Genomic DNA, 16,995 nt, shown 5'->3' with positions numbered 1-16,995 from the left:
GATTACAATTTCTATAAAAAATAAAGGCTTAGGCTATTGCGTTAGTAGATACGCTATGTATAATGGCGCCTCTTCCGGTGGGGTGGCTGAGTGGTCGAAAGCGGCGGTCTTGAAAACCGTTGACTGTAACAGGTCCTAGGGTTCGAATCCCTACCCCACCGCCATTTTCCCCTTCTCTTTTAAAAGTTTTTATCACTTCGTTAAACTTCTAATAGGCTTTCAAATCTTTTAAGAAAACTCTCGAATAATCTAAGTTCAAATTAGTCTTTTCAAACAATAAGCTTTTAAACAACAAGTCCTTATATTTCGTTTTGAATGAAATCATTTTTGATGCATTAGAATTTATGAATCTAATAGCTTGTAATGAACTCACAGCAAGTTCATAACTCCAATTATCCGACAAGAAGAATTCAAAATACTTTCATTTAGCATTGATCTTCAAATGCACCAAATATATATTATAGTATTCAAACGAAACTTTAATTTAACGTATGAATCTTATAAACTTAAGTACGACAGCACCTCACTTTCTACTTCAATAAATTTATAACGAACGTTTTTGGGTGTGCAAAGTACTTGATTTTGACTAGAGCACCCTTATTATTAACCAACAAAATTACTTGGATTAATTGGAGAAACTCAATGCGAGATATATCAGCAACTCAATCTGCTGTTTTGCAAGCAGAACAGGTCAGCAAGGTATTGCGCAATACCTATACGTTGCTGGCTATGACTCTTCTTTTCAGCGCAGTAACCGCAGGTATTTCCATGGCTTTAGGCTTTGGTCGCGGTATTGGCTTAATCTGCTCTTTGGGCGCAATTGCATTAGTTTGGTTTGTACTACCGCGCACAGCAAATTCTAGCGCAGGTATTTGGACAGTGTTTGCGTTTACCGGTTTATTAGGTTTAGGTCTCGGACCAACCCTAAACGGTTATCTTGCTCTGTCTAATGGTGGCTCAATCATCATGCAAGCCTTAGGCGGAACCGCGATTGTATTCTTTGGTTTATCTGCCTACGTTTTAACTACTCGTAAAGACTTCAGCTTTATGGGCGGCTTCTTGATGATTGGCTTGATTGTCGCCATCGTTGGTAGCTTAGGTGTATTGGTAGCAAGCTTGTTCGGTGTTGACGTATCAATGGCTAGCCTTGCAATCAGCGGAATGGTGGTACTATTGATGTCAGGTTTCATTTTGTTCGATACCAGCCGCATCATTCACGGCGGTGAGACTAACTACATCATGGCAACCGTTGCCTTGTACCTAGACATCTACAACCTATTTACATCTCTACTTCACTTACTCGGCGCGTTAAACGACGACTAAGTAAAACGAAGCTAGATAATAAAAAATGCCCCAACTTTGGGGCATTTTTTTTGCGATCTCAACATTACATCAAACTCAAAACACTATAGACTTTGTCATCGATTGCATATTAATTCAGTACAAATTCACATGATTTTTTCTCTGGCCGTTTATAGCTCACCTTCCTCAACCATTTCCTACAGTGCTTGGCAGTTTGCAAAATCAATCCAGAACAGCGAGCATCAGTTGTATCGCGTCTTTTTTTACTTAGATGGCGTTTACAACGCAAACCAGTTAATGACTCCGCCCACGGATGAGTTGAATATGGCAAAACTTTGGAAAGAGCTAAACGCCGAGAAATCCAGCGATCTGTGCGTTTGTGTCGCCGCAGGAATTCGTCGAGGCGTGGTAGACAAAGCTGAAGCAGCAAGACACAACCTAAACGCTTTCAATTTAGCGGAAGGTTTTGAGATTGTCGGTCTTGGCCAACTGCTGGACGCATCTGTAAAATCGGATCGATTAGTAACCTTCGGCTAAATCATGCAACCTAAAAATCTCCTCTTTGTTATTCGTCACTCCTCTTATGGATTATTTCCCGGGCGCGAAATACTGGATGCCATTCTGGCCGCTTCTGCTTATGGTCAAAATATCCAAGTGCTGTTTATGGACGAAGGCATCTGGCAATTAAAGTCAGATCAACAAGCCAATCTTATTGCTCAAAAATCGGTAGAAAAAAATCTGGCCGCCTTTGAAATTTACGAAATCGAAGACTTATTTGTCTGCGAAAGATCTGCATTAGAACGAGGAATCAGTGTTGATGATATTTCCGTCGATGCACAATGGTTAAACACTGCAAGCATTCAAGCGCTTTTATCCAAACAAGATCAAATCCTGAGTTTTTAAAATGATCTTACACATAATCAATCGCTCGCCGTTTACAACCAACCATTTAAAAAACTGCCTAGAGGTCATATCGCCTGAAGACGCGCTATTATTTATGGACGATGGAGTCTACGCATTACAAGGTGGCCTTTTAAAAAATCTACCATTAAAAATTCACGCAATAGAAATGGATCTACAAGCACGTGGTTTAAATGGCTCAAATTCCAGTGCAACACTGATAAACTACGCACAAATGGTAGAATTAGTTGCTCAATACCCACTGTCTAAAACTTGGTTTTAAAACGCTCGGATACGCAGCTCAGCATGGCAGATTATTTAATTGTTAATGACCAGAAAATATCTCTCGACGAAATAGGCTTTTTGGCTAACGTAAATGAGTGGAATCACGACATTGCCAAAGCTTTCGCAGAATTAGAAGGTATAGAACTGACGGATGAACACTGGGAAGTGCTTAAAGTCTTACGTGACTTTTATGAAGCCTACGAAATTTCTCCCGCGATGCGGATACTAGTAAAAGAAGTGAAAAAGCAGTTAGGCAATGACAAAGGCAACAGCATTTATTTACTGAAATTGTTTCCAGAAAGTCCGGCCCGCAGGGCAAGCCGTATCGCTGGCTTACCAAAACCAACCAACTGCTTGTAATTAAGATTTATTTTTCCCAAACTTCTCCGTGAATCGTTACAACCAAATTACGAACCCCACCCAGATTACGGTGTTCGCATAAATAAATTCCCTGCCAGGTTCCCAAATTTAACTCCCCATTTGTGATTGCAACCGACACCGCATTGCCCAAAATACTGCTTTTAAAATGAGCAGGCAAATCGTCGCTGCCTTCTAAAGTATGTTCGTAGTATGCCTGATCTTCAGGAACTAAATGGTTAAAAAAATTTTCGAAATCCGATCGCACCGTTGGATCGGCGTTTTCGTTGATCGTCAGTGATGCGGATGTGTGCTTGATAAAAACATGCATTAAGCCGATTCTAAAAGAATGAACTTCTGGTACTTGTTTAAGTATTTCCCGGGTAACTAAATGAAAACCCCTAGGCCTAGGAGCAATAGTCACTTCTTTTTGAGTCCACATTTAGTTTCCCAGAATTAATAAATACATTTTTATTTAGCAGATTCGTGGTAATTGCTCGCCATTCAACCAGTCAACCATTCTACGACCACCGAACTGAGTAACCATTTGCACAAAATGGTGCTCATCGGCTAATACCTCACCAATAATAGCAGCATCTTGTCCTTTAGAATGAGATCTCATTACCTCTAACAGTAGATCAGCTTGCTCTGGGGGGCAAATGGCTAATAATTTACCTTCGTTAGCAACATATAATGGATCAAGTCCCAAAAACTCACAGGCCGCAGCCACTTGTGATTTAATGGCTATGTTTTTCTCATAAAGACAAATCCCAACCTCAGATTGTTGCGCAATTTCATTCAAGGTATTGGCAACACCGCCGCGAGTTGGATCACGTAAACAGCGAACATTCGGTACAGCTTCAATCATCACCCCAACCAAATCATGAAGGCTTTGAGTGTCACTGACGATTTCAGATTCGAACCCTAGGCTCTCTCGCTGAGATAAAATGGCAACTCCGTGATCACCAATACTGCCGGACAATAAAATCTTATCGCCGGGCTTAACAGAGCTGCCAGAGCACTCGACGCCATCAAAAACAACACCAACACCAGTTGTCGAAATAAACACACCGTCGCCTTTGCCTTTTTCAACAACCTTGGTATCACCAGTAACAATAGGAACGCCAGCTTCTTTTGCGGCGTTTGCCATGGAACGCACAATGCGCTGTAAATCAGCGAGAGGAAAGCCCTCCTCTAATATAAACCCGGCAGACAAATAAAGAGGCTTTGCGCCATTCATAGCAACGTCGTTGATTGTGCCGTGAACACTTAACGAACCTATATCGCCACCGGGAAAAAATAGTGGCGAAACAACATGGCTGTCGGTCGCCATAACCAAACGCCCTTTAACAGAAGGCAAAATTGCGCCGTCGTTACCTTGATTTAAAAAATCGTTTGAAAATTCCGCTGCAAATAACTCGGAAATTAACTGAGCCATGGCTCGACCACCACCACCGTGAACCATTTCCACCGTGCCGGATTTAAAATCTAAACGTTTCACCCATTCACCTCTACGGCATCAATAACATTTGCCGATGAATTTAAAAATCGACCATATTGATAATACGCGGCACAGGCGCCTTCAGAAGAAACCATGCAAGAACCGAGAGGATTATCCGGCGTACAAGGATTATCAAACAATTTACAATCATTGGGCTTTTTAACGCCACGCAAAATAGACGGACATTCACACGCTTTATTATCTTTGGGTACAGATTTCATACTTTCTGTATAAGCAGTAAATATTTCCTGGAATTTATTTTCAGCGTCGAACACTGCGTATTTTTCGCAAATTTTTAACGCACTTTTTTCAACAAAACCTAAGCCACGCCACTCAAAAGTATCTCGCAGCTCAAAAACATCATCGGTTATCGATTTAGCTTTTTGATTACCTTCCACCGTTACCGCACGCGTAAATTCGTTTTCAATCTCAGATTTACCGGCATTAAGCTGTTTAATTAGCATTAAAATCGCCTGTAATACATCCAAGGGTTCGAAACCAGCAATAACAACAGGTGTTCCATATTGTTTAGGAAAAATCTCGTAGGGTTTAGAGCCAATCAACGTACTTACGTGCGCAGGGCCAATAAAGCCATCCAGCTTTAGAGGCTCTTCTGCGTCACGAGTTGCTAAAATTGCGTGCATTGCAGCGGGTGTTAATACATGGTTACAAAAAACCGAGAAATTCTTTAAACCTAATTTTTGGGCTTGCTGAATCACCACCGCAGTTGGCGGCGTGGTGGTTTCAAAACCAATAGCAAAGAAAACGACTTCCTTATCGGGATTTTGTTGCGCAATTAATAGCGCATCTGCCGGTGAATACAGCATACGTACATCACAACCTTGTGCTTTTATCTTCAGCAAACTAGTACGGCCGCTTCCGGGCACGCGCAACATATCACCGTAGGTACATAAAATAACATTTTCAGACTTAGCCAACGCCATCGCCATGTCTAGGCGCGCCATAGGCAAGACACAAACCGGGCAACCGGGGCCGTGAATTAGTTCGACATTGCTCGGTAGTAAACCGGGTAAGCCGTAACGAAATATTGCGTGAGTATGACCTCCGCAAAATTCCATTAAATGATAATGTCTATTCGGGTTCGCCGCATTTTTTATGTCTTGCGCTAATTTTTTTGCAAGCTCGCCATCTCGGAATTCATCAACATATTTCATGGGTTTAGACCTACCAATCTCAAGAAGAAATTTCAGCGAACATAGCTAAGGTTTTTTCTGCTTCATCTTTATCCAGCTTTTTTAAAGCAAAACCAACATGCATAATCACAAAATCACCGACGGCCAAGTCTTCTACCAAAGAAACATTAATTTCTTTTTTTATGCCGTCGATACTGGCAACGGCCGTAGACTCATCTTTAATTGCTTCAATTTGTACTGGAATAGCTAAACACATAATCGCTGACCCACGATAGACTTACTGATTATTCATCACCTGCTCAGAACTCGATAACGATAGAACATAGTGTAACTGCCCTACCGAAATACCAGCGTCATTTACAGGTATACGATTCGATAAAACCAATTCGACATCAATAGTATTTAATTGCTGTTTTAACGCCGAATACAACAGTTGATTTTGAGCACAACCACCGCTAAAAATAACTCGCTTACTTATGTTTGAGTAGGTTTTACTCAAACGACTTAATGTATTTTCAATCGATTCAAACAATCGCGTCGATAATTGAATGTGAAAATCGAGCGCAATTTTCCCGATGATATCGCGATAACTTTCAAGATTATTAGATTTTTGAAGTGACAAAAGATCGTCTAAATAATTACTTAGAACACCACTCAAAGAAATTACGTGACTAGAGTTGATCTTAGTATTTTTATCTCTTAGCGATTTAATCGCATTTAAAGCAATCTCATTAAATGAATTGTTCTCGCAAGATAGATTTGCATTACCAGAAAAATTCCTGCGTAAATAATCCAAAGCTCGGGCTTCTAACAGCATAGCAGCCTCGCCTTCGTAAGATTGGGCGCTACACAAACCTAATAATCCGGCAACAGCGTCAAACCAACGCCCGGCACTGGTAGTAGGTGCACAATTAATATTAGCCGAAAGCATTTTCCACACTAAATCAACGGCACTAACACTTGGTCGCGGGCACTGACCAACATCGTAACTATGAAGCAGCGAATGAGCCTTATCGATACTTAAACCAGATTGATAACACCATGCTAACGTCATTCGCCAAGGTTCCTTAGAAGCCTTGTCGCCGCCGGGTTGTGCAATACGCTCAAGTTCGGCTTGCGGATAAAAATGATTGCCATCAATCAGTAATAATTCACCACCGCGTGAAGTTTCGTCCCAGCCAAACCCGTAACCATCCAAAGCAAAACCCAACACCGGATTACTTTTAGAAAACTCTGAAAACACGGAGTGAACATGGGATACATGATGCGGCACCTCGACAACAGGCACTTGATATTTTTCGGCTAATTCTAAGGCGTAAGCGCGACCAAAACCTTCGGGATGCAAATCACAAGCAATAACCGAAGGTGTAATTTGCATAATGTCCAATAAACGATCGCAGGCCGTTACCAATGCTTTGCAATTATCGGGATGATCAAGATCGCCCACGTGTTGTGATACACAAATTTCGTTACCGCGATTAATAGCTACCGTATTTTTTAGATAACTGCCAAGAGCAAGTACTGTCTGAGTATTTTTTGTTTTATTTGAAGATAAATGAGTGTTTTTTACATCGAGCTTAAGCGGCGAAAAACCTCTTGCGAGACGAATGGGAATATATTGATTGTCCCTTTTGACGAATACCGAATCGTCGCAACGCGTATGAATATCGCGATTGTGCAACACAAAAATATCGGCAATAGCACCTAATTTTTGAATCGCTTCAAGATTATCCGTAATTAAAGGCTCACCGCTTAAGTTTGCGCTGGTCATGACCAAACTTAAAGAACAGACTGTTTCTTGAAGTTTTTCAACGGAATAATAATCGTCGGTATTTTTATCGACCTCAGCCAAGCCCTGAAAATAACGCAAATAGGTCGCGAACAACAACCAGTGTAACGGTGATTGCGGCAACATTATGCCCAAGTGATTTAAGCCCGGAGCCAATAAACATGCCGTTTTACAGTCGGTATTATTGAACGGCAAAATCAATATCGGTGCAGATTTATCCGCTAAAAACTGCTCATCCGAAGCGTCAACATCTACCCAATAACGTGCTGATACAGAGTTCAAACACATAATCGCCAAGGGTTTAGATGGACGATTTTTTCGTAAACGCAGAGTCTCAATGGCTTTTGGATTATTAGCGTCACAGATTAAATGAAAGCCACCAACAGATTTAACGGCCAGAACTTCTCCCGCCAAAATACTTTTCACAATCGTTTTTAGCTGAGATAAATCGTCGGCGTTATTTGAGGAATTAAAAGCTCGGGTAATGGATTCTTGAGTTTTAAAACGTTCAAAATCATCTGTTTTTTTAATCGTTACTAATTTGGGTCCACACTGTGAACATGCATTCGGTTGTGCATGAAAACGTCGAGAATTAGGATCGACATATTCCTGATGACAAAGCTCGCACAACTGAAAACTCGCCATCGTGGTATTAGGTCGATCATAGGGTAATTTTTTAATGATCGTAAAACGTGGCCCACACTGAGTGCAGTTAATAAACGGATATAAATACCGGCGGTTGTTAGTATCTAATAATTCTTTTAAACACTCAGAACACGGTGCTGCATCGGCGACTATATTTAACGATAAATTCTCACAAGACTCGCTAACCGCTATCTCAAAACTCTTCAATTCGGTTATAGCAAGAGCATCGCTGCCGGCAAGATTTTCAGTAATAGAAATCGAATCTATTCTGGAAAGACTGGGCGCCCTATTTTTAAGCTGATCAATAAAACTAGAAAGCACGTTACTTTCGCAAGCAATCTCAATAATAACATCAGCGCCGCGATTAAAAACACGTCCACGAATATTAAACTGCTGTGCCAAACCATAAACGAATGGCCGAAAACCAACACCCTGAACCTGACCACAGACGATAATACGCGCGTATTTTTCTACACGTTGAGAGGTGACAAGTTCAGAGCGCATAACTTATGCCTTTGGCTCAAGACCGTAACGATCCAGTTTTGCTCTAAGGCCAACGCGCGATAAACCCAATTCATCTGCCGCACGGCTTTTATTCCATTTGTGGCGAATCATGGTTTCACGCAAGAGTTGTTTCTCTAGCATTTCTGTTTTGTCTTTAAGCGTACAACCTTCACTCCAACCTTGTTGACGACGAAGTAACGCTTCCAACAACGGTTCTGGTTCGTTATTGTCAGGTAGAACTCGCAACAAACGAGCACTCATTAATTCTGCCCCTAACACGTCAGAATCGGCCAAAACCAACATTCTACGAACTTCGTTTTGAAGTTCACGTACGTTACCGGGCCAATGATAAGCCGATAATGCTTCTAAAGCTTCTTCACTAAAACGTGTTGCCGATTTAGAAAAATTCTTGCTAGATTGAATTAAAAAATGCTCGGCCAACACAGGAACATCGACTTTTCGCTGCGCCAATGGCGGTAAGGTTAAGGTCATTTCAGCTAAACGAAAATACAAGTCTTCGCGAAAACGGCCTTCGGCAACTTCGGACTCAAGGTCACGGTTTGTCGCAGCGATTACGCGAACATTAACGGGACGACGCTTGTCATCTCCTACTCGGCGAACTTCTTTTTCTTGTAAAACCCGCAATAACATAACCTGAAAACTTGGTGAAATATCGCCAATTTCATCCAAAAATAAGGTACCGCCATTCGCTTGTTCAAACAGTCCTGCGTGATCATTCATGGCGCCGGTGAATGCACCTTTGCGGTGACCAAATAATTCCGACGCTAATAAGTCATCCGGCATTGCACCGCAGTTTTCAACAATAAAAGGTTGCTCTGCTCGAAGACTGTTGTAGTGCAGTGCTCGTGCAAATAATTCTTTACCGGTTCCAGATGGGCCGGTAACTAAAACAGAAACATCGTAAGGTGCTATTCTTTGTACCTGCTCGCACACTTTATTTAACGGGCTAAATTCGTTACGTACAATTTCGCTTAAAGCAAATTTCTTTTTGAGCTTTTCTTTTTTCTCTTTAATGCGAGATTCGGCTTGCTCGGCGGTTAAACGAATTTCGGTTGATAACAATTCATTTTCGTTTTCTAACTCAACCAAACGGCAGGAATTACGTAGCGCTAAAATTAAATGGTCGGGGTGCCAGGGCTTGGTAATGTATTGATAAATTCCGGCATCGTTTAAGCCGCGAATAATATCTTCAGAATCGGTATAACCGGATAAAATAAGACGTGCAGTTTGCGGCCATTGTTTGCGTACTTGAATTAAAAGTTCAACACCACTCATACCCGGCATACGTTGATCACAAACAACGGCTGAAATAGGTTGATGCTCTAAAATTTCGAGCGCTTCGTAGGCGCTGCTTGCACAAATTACATCAAACTCTTCGTCCAGTGTTCGCTCAAGTGCTTCTAATGAACGCTGCTCGTCGTCCACACATAATATGGTTGGTCGGCGATTGAGTGTATTCGCAGAAATTCGCTCTAGCTGAGTCATTTTAATTTACCTTTAATTATTAATATGTTGACTCGCAGCCAAAAGGTTAACCGCTTTAGATCTACCTTTTGCGAGGAACGAAATGGAATAAGAACAATTTATCAAAAGCATAACCATGAAATACTAATTTAAAGCAGCGACTCTAAAGCGTTTACTTGCGCCTTTAAGGCATCAATTCTAGACTGAATTGCAGCGCTACGCTTAGATTCTAGCCAATTCAACCACGCTGCCATACCTTCTTTTGACTTGGCCGAACATTCAATAATTTCAATATTTGGATTAACTCGTCGAGCATATTCAATGCAAGCAGCAACATCAAAATCTAAATATGGTAGTAAATCAATTTTATTTAAAATCATTAAATCAGAGGCATAAAACATATCGGGATATTTTAGCGGTTTATCTTCGCCTTCTGTAACCGAGAGAATAGCAACTTTGTGCGCTTCGCCTAAATCAAACGCTGCCGGGCAAACCAAATTACCAACGTTTTCAATAAATAAAATACCGCCTTCAAGATTACCTAAATGATCCAGAGCATGGCCAACCATGTGTGCATCTAAATGACAGCCTTTCCCGGTATTAACTTGAATAGCTTTGGCACCGGTTTCACGAATTCTGTCAGCGTCGTTAGTGGTTTGTTGGTCACCTTCAATAACAGCCACATTGTTTGAATCCAATAGCTTTATGGTCTCGGTTAATAATGTGGTTTTACCAGAACCTGGGCTTGAAACTAAATTCAGCGCTAAGAGATTTTGTCGAGCAAAACGCTCACGATTGACATGGGCGTAGCGATCATTTTTGCCCAAAATATCTTGCTCAATTTGAACCATACGTGCTTGCGATAAACCCGGTGCATGTGCGTGCGCAGGCCCTTTACCATAATGCAGATCACCCGTTGCAGTTCCGCTTGGCGAAAATGCGTGCTCAGCATCGTGCTTATGATGGTGATGATCGTGGCTGTAGTTATGACTATGGTCATGATTGTATCCGTGATCATGATGATGACTGTGCGCGTGATGATGGTCGTGATCGTGAGAATGAGCTGTATTTTCTACAGGATTTTCAATGGTAACTTCACCTTCACTGCATCCGCAAACTGTACACATATTACTCGACCTCAAGTTCTTTTATTCGTAGTTCGTCACCACCGGTGACTTGAATTTGATAGCTGCCGCAATTTGGGCAAGCATCAAATCGTTCTTTAATCGTTACGGTTTGATTGCACCCAAGGCACCAGCCCTGCCCTTGGGTTTCGATAATTTCTAAGCGTGCACCTTCGGCTAAAGTGGATTTGCATACGGCATCAAAACAAAATCGTAAGGATTCGCTCTCTATCATTGCCAGCGGGCCAATCTCTAACCAAAGCGCTTTTACCTTGGTAAATGCCTGCGTTTTAGCTTGCTCTTCTAAAACTTGGATAACACCTTCGGCTACCGACATTTCATGCATACATCACCTGAACTTCATAATCTAAACAGGGATCAATGGCTTTAATTAACCACGATGCTACCTCTTTAATTTTCTGATAACGACGTTCGTCATCCATATCTTGCTCGTTTTGTGTTGTATTTAAAGATACCTTTTTTAGCAAGGTATTTAATAAACCAACGCTACCGTTTGGGAAATTAAAATCTGTTGGGGCGCATATTTTCCAATTTAAAGGATTGCTGTTTTCTTCAAATTCAATTTGATGTAACAACCACCCGCGAGAGGTATATACCCAAGCCTGACGAACAGCCGTTACAAACGTTTTATCAGATTCGTCGTTGTGCGGGTGGCTAACTCTGCTAATAACTAAATTTTCCAACTCGCGAGAAGCGTAGTTTTCAGTTGATTTTGAGGCTTCGTTATTAATGAGCCGCTCGAATAAATCGCTTGCGATTGCAGTACTTTTTTCTAATAAACCCACCGCAATATTAACCAAAACCTGCGCACCCAAGGGTTCTAGTGTATTTAATAAAGCAGCTGCGCCGCCGGTAACCACCGCGCCTGATTCTAAAGTCGATTTAGATAATATGTCATCTTCTGGTAAAGTGGACATTAAATAATCCAACGACGAAAACCGAGTTTTTAAGCATTCATCAAGTTTAAAGCTTACTGCGCCAAAGGTTTGTTCTAGCGTTTGTTTTAAGTTAGTTTGCCATACAAAAAAATTGCAGCTGCATGCCAAGCTCGTTTCGCTATTTATTTCTGTTTGACCATTTACTTCTGTTTGACCGTCATCATTGACCCCGTGCAAATCGGGATGCATTAAGATTTTTGTCAACCACAACTGCTCTAATTTTTTTGCCGAAAGAATTATTTTTTCACTAAGATTGTGTAAATTGCCGGTTGAATTTTCACTTTCAGACAGCAATTTTTTTTCTGACTTTTCTAGCAACAGCAATAATTCGGTAATATTTTTTAAAAAACTCTGCAAATGGGTTTGTTTAATAGGAAACAACCAAATTTGATGCAACCTTAAAACGTATTCTCGAAGGTTCTCCAATCCAATTCGCGCGCTAAATACCTGTTTTTGTGTTGGTGAAAATTCGTCATTGTCTAGATTTGACGCGTACATTCCGGCCACGCTATGCGCATTGCCGCAAATCGAAAATAACATGGGCAAAACGGAGCAAGCTTCTTTAGGATTTTGCTTAATTAATTGCGCGGTAAGCTTCTCGACAGGCCGAGACAAAGACGTTACAACATCCGTAACTCGGTTTGATTCTAAGTAAACGCTTACGTTTAGCTTACCAATGTCCAATTAAAATATCCTAAGGTTTATAAATACAGTCTTTAAATTAATGCATAATCGCATCTATTTAACAGCCGGAATAAATTTTCTAAAAAACTGCCGTCTAGACAGTTGATCCGATTGTCGAGTATCTGCTTGCTTCACCTGCTCATTCGTGGTGATCGCGCCGTCCTTATCACTGGATACAACTGCGTCCGTGTCATTTGTTTGCTCGGAGGTGTTTTTTACCTCTGGCGTTAACAGCAATTCCAAACTTTGCTTGGCAAAGTCTTGGGCATGAGCCATGGTTTCAAACTGATGCATCATAGAAATTAGCGAGGCACTTGCAAAAGCGCCAAAGCCAATATCTGGCGCAACCGTAAATTCAAACTCGCTGCCTGCGATATCTATCAACCAAGTACTACCAACGGCCGGTAAAAAATTCGACACATTTTCTGCTACAGGAATAACAACGACATTCATACACCAAGGTGTAATTAACACCGCCATAAATAACGGCACGCTTTGAAGCTCCGCTTTTAAATGACGACTATCAATTTGCTGTAAGGCTACTACATCAACCGATAATTGATCGTTGTATAACGGCATATCAGATATTCTTTCTGCAACCGATGCGTAGCAATTACGAATATTATTGTCTAAAACACACACGTGATCCAAAACCGTTACAGAAGAATTTGTCATTGTTAATACCATTAGGGAGAAACAATCATAAATTGATCTTTATCACCTTCGCATTGAGGACAGCACCAATGTGCAGGCAATTTTGAAAATGGTGTTCCGGCAGCAACCTGAGCAACTTCGTCACCTAATTCTGGATCGTATTGATACCAACATATTTTGCATTCCAAAATGGTGGCATCACTTAACTGGCTGGCATCGCCCAAATAACTGCCTTCAAAACCTTTACTCGGATTTGCGGCGTCATCTGCTGGTGGTAAATTTTCAGAGTCGCTATTCATAACCATTACTTTAATTGTGGCCCTAATTAATAAAAGGAAACCCTGATTAACCTAGAGTTTCTTGCGACACAAGGATGTGTCGCCAATTTCAAGAACAGTAAGTAATTGAAATTGTGAAGACGCTGGAAATCGCATTGTCAATTTCTATCCTCTGGTTAAATCATGGATGAGTTAGTCAGAGGCTCCAAAAAGCTGCCTACGCGTTAAATCAATGCTTCGTGAATTTCTCGCAAACGTTCTGCGGAATCTTCAATATCTTCGATTGCCGCGCAGGCAACTTGCGGCACACCAATCACTTCTAAGGTATCCAAAATCAGTTGATCGGTAGAGTTAAAATATTGTACTCGCCACACACCTGCCACTAGCGTGCTGGTAATACGGCAGTTGCCGTAACCGCGCGATAAAATACTGACCTTACCGTGGCCCAAGCGCTCGTATAAAAATAAATGATCTTCTGGCGAAAATGGCAATAACGACAAGTTCACAACATGTGGCTGCGAACGTGGATTTTGTTGATGCTCACCGGCTTTATCGAGCAATTCAAAAATAACCGGGCCAGCATTTAAGGTATCTTTAGGTAATTCGTCGGAATTAAAATGTAAGTCACCAAGATCTTTTTCTGCACGTATCTGTACATCAGAAGGAATAGCGCCAACCTCCAACCACTGGCTGACGATTTCGTTGTTGGCGTTAACTTTTTGCAACCACCAAACACCCGCTAAAATGGTTTCTTGAATGCGAATTTTTTCGTGATCTTTATCCGCAGCAAGCATCGCAGCTACTTCACCATCACCAAGAGTTTGGTACAACAGAGATAATTCTTTTGAATTTAATTCTTCTAAAGAAATATAAGAAGACTCATCCAATAATTTAAGTTGCGACTTTAAATCCAACGCTTTTTGCAGATTTTCTAAAACCGCCAGCACCGCCGGATGATCAGACATCTCTTCCGGCTCAGGCAGTACTGGCATATCAAAAGAGTCCATCTCTTTTGGCATGGTTAGATAATTTAAAACCTGCTCTTCAACTCTAGAGCCCGGCCCAATAATTCCGCCGCCAACATTAATACCTAAGGATTCGGCTTCACTTTGTGGGTTGGATAAATCAACCAGTGGAATATCACCTTTCATTTATTTTCTCCTGTTCATTCACACGGCTGATTTATTTACGCAAGTACTTTGGGTGTTCTGGATAAAATTTCCGGTACCGAAACCATGTAATCGTCCCAGTCGCGAATACGGGCGATGCTGCCTAAAAAGCCAGTGCCTTTACAAAATACCAAGGCAGGCCACTGTAAAAAATTAAAACGCTCTTGCAGCTCTTTTTCGCTATCACGGCTAATTACGGCGGCTTTTAACATTGGAAAGGTTGCAACTAGCTCGGGTAACACTACGGCAACGTCTGGGGTTTCTTTTTGCTTGGTGGCATCTTCGGTGAAAAATAGCACCGAGTATTCATTGGCAGCCAAAAATGCCTCTAACGTGTCGGTGGTAAGCATTGGATAAGAAAACTCGTTGGTGAGTCTTTCTATTAATGGATGAGTCATTTATTTTCCTTGAAGTTTCTCTACCGACTTTTAATGCACAGTCAGCTGCCTTGTTATTTATGATATTTAAAATGCTGTTATTTTTTTAAGAGCGCCTGTAAATGCGCAGGTAATTGGGGCTCGCGGTTTAAGTCTTCAAAAAGATGATCAAATGCCGAGCTATCGCCACGATCAACCATCATTAACGCCGATAACGCTTTACCCACTTGATCTGCTCGCTCGGGAGAAATAATTTCGCGCGCAGCGTTTAAAAATACCAACAACCACTGTCCCGGTTGCAGAGACTCAACCAACGAAGCATCCACCAACTGTTCTTTACTGGAATCGTCGGTTTCGCCGTAGCGTAAGCACATCACTCGATTGCCATCGACCGAAACCACCTGCATAGGAATGCCGATACACATACTCAGGCGTCCTTGTTATCAACCGGAATAAAGCGCGCATCACCGTAGCGATAGGCTTGTGACTCGGCTGGCCGACCAGACTCGTAAATCTCCATAGACAATTGATCTGGAGACAAACTTTCAACCGTTAAATCCGCCGATTTTGGCTCTAGGAAAACATCACGCTCGGCAAGGTAGGTTTTAGCAATTTCAACACAGGGTTCGATTTGTGCGCGTACCACATCGCGTAAGCTGCCACCAAAATCTTCAAGGGCCTCTGGCTGGCAGCCAATCAAAATCAACTCTGCCGGATAACTTCCGGTGAACGCCGCCGTAGACAACACCTCTTGGAACCCGGTTTGATGCAGGCTCATTTTCTTCGCCCCCATAAATTTAGGAACATCATCATCGCGAATAACCTTCACGGTTCCGGGTTCTAGGCCGTAATCGATGGCATCAAAAACCACTAACACATCGCACTCTTGAACAAACTGAACCAAGTACAAACCTTGGGTGCCGCCGTCTAAAACGGTAACGTTTTCAGGCCACGAATAGCGTTGATTAATATGCTCCACACAACGCACGCCAAACCCCTCGTCCGCCCAAAGCAAATTGCCAATCCCTAAAATTAAAACTTTCTTTTGCATTGTCTGTTTTCCGTGGTCTGCCACTGAACGTGCGTTCTTGTTCCTTAATGCTTTGGTGATTCGAAACCTAAAAAACCAAGCCAAGCACCTGTCAGGAGTATTTGACACTGATCAAAACAAGAGATATGCCAATTCGTGATTAGGTACCAAAAGCTCGTAACACCAAGGGTTACATCAATGTCGCGATAAACTACAACCGAAAAACAATAAAGCTCTGATACAAAAACCGAAAAAATAGGAAAGAAACTTTCCACCATTAAATTTAAGCAAATTAGCGTAAAAATAACAGCGCTCATTACCTATCGATGACCAAGGATAAAAGCATCAAATCAGCAGATAGATAGGCTGGCCTCCCGTTAAGGAAACTCACCTGAAAGATTTACTTTGAATTAACTTCTTGAGGATTAGTGGAAAGTTTCTTTTCACTTTTAAGCGCATGATACAGCTCCCACAAAAGCTGCTTTTCCAGCCAAAACATTGGCGTGGTATCGAACTGCTCGGCAAGCTTAATGGAAGTATCGGGACTGATTGCGCGAGAGCCATTGACGATTTCGTTGACGCGACGCCGAGAAATTCCCATGCGTCGAGCCAAATCGCTTTGGCTAATTTTAAGCGGAGCCAGATAACACCGCTGGAGAAACTCCCCAGGGTGTTCTGGCTTTTTAAGATAAAATCGAGCCCCACCTCTACAGCAGGCGTGGTGGGCAGGAAGCATGCTAGAAGTAGAGCTCGAAACTGGTACTGCGGAGTGTTCTGTATCACTCATAGGTATAAACG

Annotated in this window: 21 protein-coding genes and 1 tRNA gene; 6 read left to right on the top strand and 16 right to left on the bottom strand. The window is 41.8% G+C overall.

The features are described from left to right. The first annotated feature begins 76 nt into the window (after nt 1-76). From ACYQ28_RS02645 to ACYQ28_RS02620, 6 genes are all read left to right on the top strand, one after another. A tRNA-Ser gene (locus ACYQ28_RS02645) sits at nt 77-164 on the top strand. A gap of 478 nt (nt 165-642) precedes the next feature. Beyond that, on the top strand, nt 643-1,323 hold the full coding sequence (locus ACYQ28_RS02640) for a Bax inhibitor-1/YccA family protein (RefSeq protein WP_460047873.1): 681 nt from the start codon (nt 643-645) through the stop codon (nt 1,321-1,323). A 129-nt stretch (nt 1,324-1,452) separates the two neighbouring features. Further along, the gene (tusD, locus tag ACYQ28_RS02635) at nt 1,453-1,839 is read left to right on the top strand and encodes a sulfurtransferase complex subunit TusD (protein WP_460047871.1); all 387 of its coding nucleotides are present in this window, start codon (nt 1,453-1,455) and stop codon (nt 1,837-1,839) included. 3 nt (nt 1,840-1,842) lie between these two features. Beyond that, nucleotides 1,843-2,205, top strand: coding sequence for a sulfurtransferase complex subunit TusC (gene tusC / locus ACYQ28_RS02630; RefSeq protein ID WP_460047869.1), 363 nt, complete (start codon nt 1,843-1,845; stop codon nt 2,203-2,205). Between the two features lies 1 nt (nt 2,206). Continuing rightward, nucleotides 2,207-2,485, top strand: coding sequence for a sulfurtransferase complex subunit TusB (gene tusB / locus ACYQ28_RS02625; RefSeq protein WP_460047868.1), 279 nt, complete (start codon nt 2,207-2,209; stop codon nt 2,483-2,485). 23 nt (nt 2,486-2,508) lie between these two features. Next, entirely contained in the window at nt 2,509-2,847 is a 339-nt protein-coding gene (locus ACYQ28_RS02620) for a TusE/DsrC/DsvC family sulfur relay protein (RefSeq protein WP_460047866.1), read from the top strand. Between the two features lie 7 nt (nt 2,848-2,854). Here the strand turns inward: ACYQ28_RS02620 and ACYQ28_RS02615 are convergent, their stop codons facing one another. The 16 genes from ACYQ28_RS02615 to ACYQ28_RS02540 all read right to left on the bottom strand — a co-directional run bounded on the left by ACYQ28_RS02615 (nt 2,855) and on the right by ACYQ28_RS02540 (nt 16,984). Then, a complete protein-coding gene (locus tag ACYQ28_RS02615; protein ID WP_460047864.1) occupies nt 2,855-3,286 on the bottom strand; it encodes a secondary thiamine-phosphate synthase enzyme YjbQ in 432 nt (143 codons plus the stop codon). Between the two features lie 33 nt (nt 3,287-3,319). Continuing rightward, nucleotides 3,320-4,345, bottom strand: a complete 1,026-nt coding sequence (gene hypE / locus ACYQ28_RS02610) for a hydrogenase expression/formation protein HypE (RefSeq protein WP_460047863.1) — start codon at nt 4,343-4,345, stop codon at nt 3,320-3,322. Beyond that, nucleotides 4,342-5,520, bottom strand: coding sequence for a hydrogenase formation protein HypD (gene hypD, locus ACYQ28_RS02605; protein WP_460047861.1), 1,179 nt, complete (start codon nt 5,518-5,520; stop codon nt 4,342-4,344). Before hypD ends, hypE begins: the two co-directional genes overlap by 4 nt. A 19-nt stretch (nt 5,521-5,539) precedes the next feature. After that, nucleotides 5,540-5,755, bottom strand: a complete 216-nt coding sequence (locus ACYQ28_RS02600) for a HypC/HybG/HupF family hydrogenase formation chaperone (protein ID WP_460047860.1) — start codon at nt 5,753-5,755, stop codon at nt 5,540-5,542. 21 nt (nt 5,756-5,776) lie between these two features. Beyond that, complete coding sequence (locus tag ACYQ28_RS02595) at nt 5,777-8,437, bottom strand: carbamoyltransferase HypF (protein ID WP_460047858.1); 2,661 nt, start codon at nt 8,435-8,437, stop codon at nt 5,777-5,779. A gap of 3 nt (nt 8,438-8,440) precedes the next feature. After that, complete coding sequence (locus ACYQ28_RS02590; RefSeq protein WP_460047857.1) at nt 8,441-9,943, bottom strand: sigma-54-dependent transcriptional regulator; 1,503 nt, start codon at nt 9,941-9,943, stop codon at nt 8,441-8,443. 128 nt (nt 9,944-10,071) lie between these two features. Beyond that, entirely contained in the window at nt 10,072-11,049 is a 978-nt protein-coding gene (gene hypB / locus ACYQ28_RS02585) for a hydrogenase nickel incorporation protein HypB (RefSeq protein ID WP_460047855.1), read from the bottom strand. A gap of 1 nt (nt 11,050) precedes the next feature. Further along, on the bottom strand, nt 11,051-11,392 hold the full coding sequence (hypA, locus tag ACYQ28_RS02580) for a hydrogenase maturation nickel metallochaperone HypA (protein WP_460047854.1): 342 nt from the start codon (nt 11,390-11,392) through the stop codon (nt 11,051-11,053). Then, nucleotides 11,385-12,689, bottom strand: coding sequence for a hypothetical protein (locus tag ACYQ28_RS02575; protein ID WP_460047852.1), 1,305 nt, complete (start codon nt 12,687-12,689; stop codon nt 11,385-11,387). The genes hypA and ACYQ28_RS02575 overlap by 8 nt, the downstream gene beginning before the upstream one ends. Nucleotides 12,690-12,743: 54 nt before the next feature. Further along, nucleotides 12,744-13,364 carry a [NiFe]-hydrogenase assembly chaperone HybE gene (gene hybE, locus ACYQ28_RS02570; RefSeq protein ID WP_460047850.1) on the bottom strand — a complete coding sequence of 207 codons (621 nt, stop codon included), beginning with the start codon at nt 13,362-13,364 and terminating at the stop codon, nt 12,744-12,746. Between the two features lie 11 nt (nt 13,365-13,375). Further along, nucleotides 13,376-13,642, bottom strand: a complete 267-nt coding sequence (locus ACYQ28_RS02565) for a rubredoxin (RefSeq protein ID WP_460047849.1) — start codon at nt 13,640-13,642, stop codon at nt 13,376-13,378. A 203-nt stretch (nt 13,643-13,845) separates the two neighbouring features. After that, complete coding sequence (locus ACYQ28_RS02560) at nt 13,846-14,772, bottom strand: hydrogenase expression/formation protein (RefSeq protein WP_460047848.1); 927 nt, start codon at nt 14,770-14,772, stop codon at nt 13,846-13,848. Nucleotides 14,773-14,807: 35 nt separating this feature from the next. Then, nucleotides 14,808-15,188, bottom strand: coding sequence for a hypothetical protein (locus ACYQ28_RS02555; RefSeq protein WP_460047847.1), 381 nt, complete (start codon nt 15,186-15,188; stop codon nt 14,808-14,810). Nucleotides 15,189-15,265: 77 nt separating this feature from the next. Further along, complete coding sequence (locus tag ACYQ28_RS02550; protein ID WP_460047846.1) at nt 15,266-15,592, bottom strand: HypC/HybG/HupF family hydrogenase formation chaperone; 327 nt, start codon at nt 15,590-15,592, stop codon at nt 15,266-15,268. 2 nt (nt 15,593-15,594) lie between these two features. Further along, the gene (locus ACYQ28_RS02545) at nt 15,595-16,218 is read right to left on the bottom strand and encodes a HyaD/HybD family hydrogenase maturation endopeptidase (RefSeq protein WP_460047845.1); all 624 of its coding nucleotides are present in this window, start codon (nt 16,216-16,218) and stop codon (nt 15,595-15,597) included. Nucleotides 16,219-16,597: 379 nt separating this feature from the next. Next, nucleotides 16,598-16,984, bottom strand: coding sequence for a HigA family addiction module antitoxin (locus tag ACYQ28_RS02540; protein ID WP_460047843.1), 387 nt, complete (start codon nt 16,982-16,984; stop codon nt 16,598-16,600). Nucleotides 16,985-16,995: the final 11 nt, after the last annotated feature.

It is taken from the genome of Sessilibacter sp. MAH1, assembly GCF_054658315.1.
Note: the sequence above shows the minus strand (reverse complement) of the source record. Positions and strands in the feature narration are given on the sequence as shown.

Bases quoted from the DNA above. Each gene is read 5' to 3' on its own strand.
- ACYQ28_RS02640 (WP_460047873.1), top strand. From the start codon at position 643: ATGCGAGATATATCAGCAACTCAATCTGCTGTTTTGCAAGCAGAACAG.
- tusD (WP_460047871.1), top strand. From the start codon at position 1,453: ATGATTTTTTCTCTGGCCGTTTATAGCTCACCTTCCTCAACCATTTCC.
- tusC (WP_460047869.1), top strand. From the start codon at position 1,843: ATGCAACCTAAAAATCTCCTCTTTGTTATTCGTCACTCCTCTTATGGA.
- tusB (WP_460047868.1), top strand. From the start codon at position 2,207: ATGATCTTACACATAATCAATCGCTCGCCGTTTACAACCAACCATTTA.
- ACYQ28_RS02620 (WP_460047866.1), top strand. From the start codon at position 2,509: ATGGCAGATTATTTAATTGTTAATGACCAGAAAATATCTCTCGACGAA.
- ACYQ28_RS02615 (WP_460047864.1), bottom strand. From the start codon at position 3,286: ATGTGGACTCAAAAAGAAGTGACTATTGCTCCTAGGCCTAGGGGTTTT.
- hypD (WP_460047861.1), bottom strand. From the start codon at position 5,520: ATGAAATATGTTGATGAATTCCGAGATGGCGAGCTTGCAAAAAAATTA.
- ACYQ28_RS02600 (WP_460047860.1), bottom strand. From the start codon at position 5,755: ATGTGTTTAGCTATTCCAGTACAAATTGAAGCAATTAAAGATGAGTCT.
- ACYQ28_RS02595 (WP_460047858.1), bottom strand. From the start codon at position 8,437: ATGCGCTCTGAACTTGTCACCTCTCAACGTGTAGAAAAATACGCGCGT.
- ACYQ28_RS02590 (WP_460047857.1), bottom strand. From the start codon at position 9,943: ATGACTCAGCTAGAGCGAATTTCTGCGAATACACTCAATCGCCGACCA.
- hypB (WP_460047855.1), bottom strand. From the start codon at position 11,049: ATGTGTACAGTTTGCGGATGCAGTGAAGGTGAAGTTACCATTGAAAAT.
- hypA (WP_460047854.1), bottom strand. From the start codon at position 11,392: ATGCATGAAATGTCGGTAGCCGAAGGTGTTATCCAAGTTTTAGAAGAG.
- hybE (WP_460047850.1), bottom strand. From the start codon at position 13,364: ATGACAAATTCTTCTGTAACGGTTTTGGATCACGTGTGTGTTTTAGAC.
- ACYQ28_RS02565 (WP_460047849.1), bottom strand. From the start codon at position 13,642: ATGAATAGCGACTCTGAAAATTTACCACCAGCAGATGACGCCGCAAAT.
- ACYQ28_RS02560 (WP_460047848.1), bottom strand. From the start codon at position 14,772: ATGAAAGGTGATATTCCACTGGTTGATTTATCCAACCCACAAAGTGAA.
- ACYQ28_RS02555 (WP_460047847.1), bottom strand. From the start codon at position 15,188: ATGACTCATCCATTAATAGAAAGACTCACCAACGAGTTTTCTTATCCA.
- ACYQ28_RS02550 (WP_460047846.1), bottom strand. From the start codon at position 15,592: ATGTGTATCGGCATTCCTATGCAGGTGGTTTCGGTCGATGGCAATCGA.
- ACYQ28_RS02545 (WP_460047845.1), bottom strand. From the start codon at position 16,218: ATGCAAAAGAAAGTTTTAATTTTAGGGATTGGCAATTTGCTTTGGGCG.
- ACYQ28_RS02540 (WP_460047843.1), bottom strand. From the start codon at position 16,984: ATGAGTGATACAGAACACTCCGCAGTACCAGTTTCGAGCTCTACTTCT.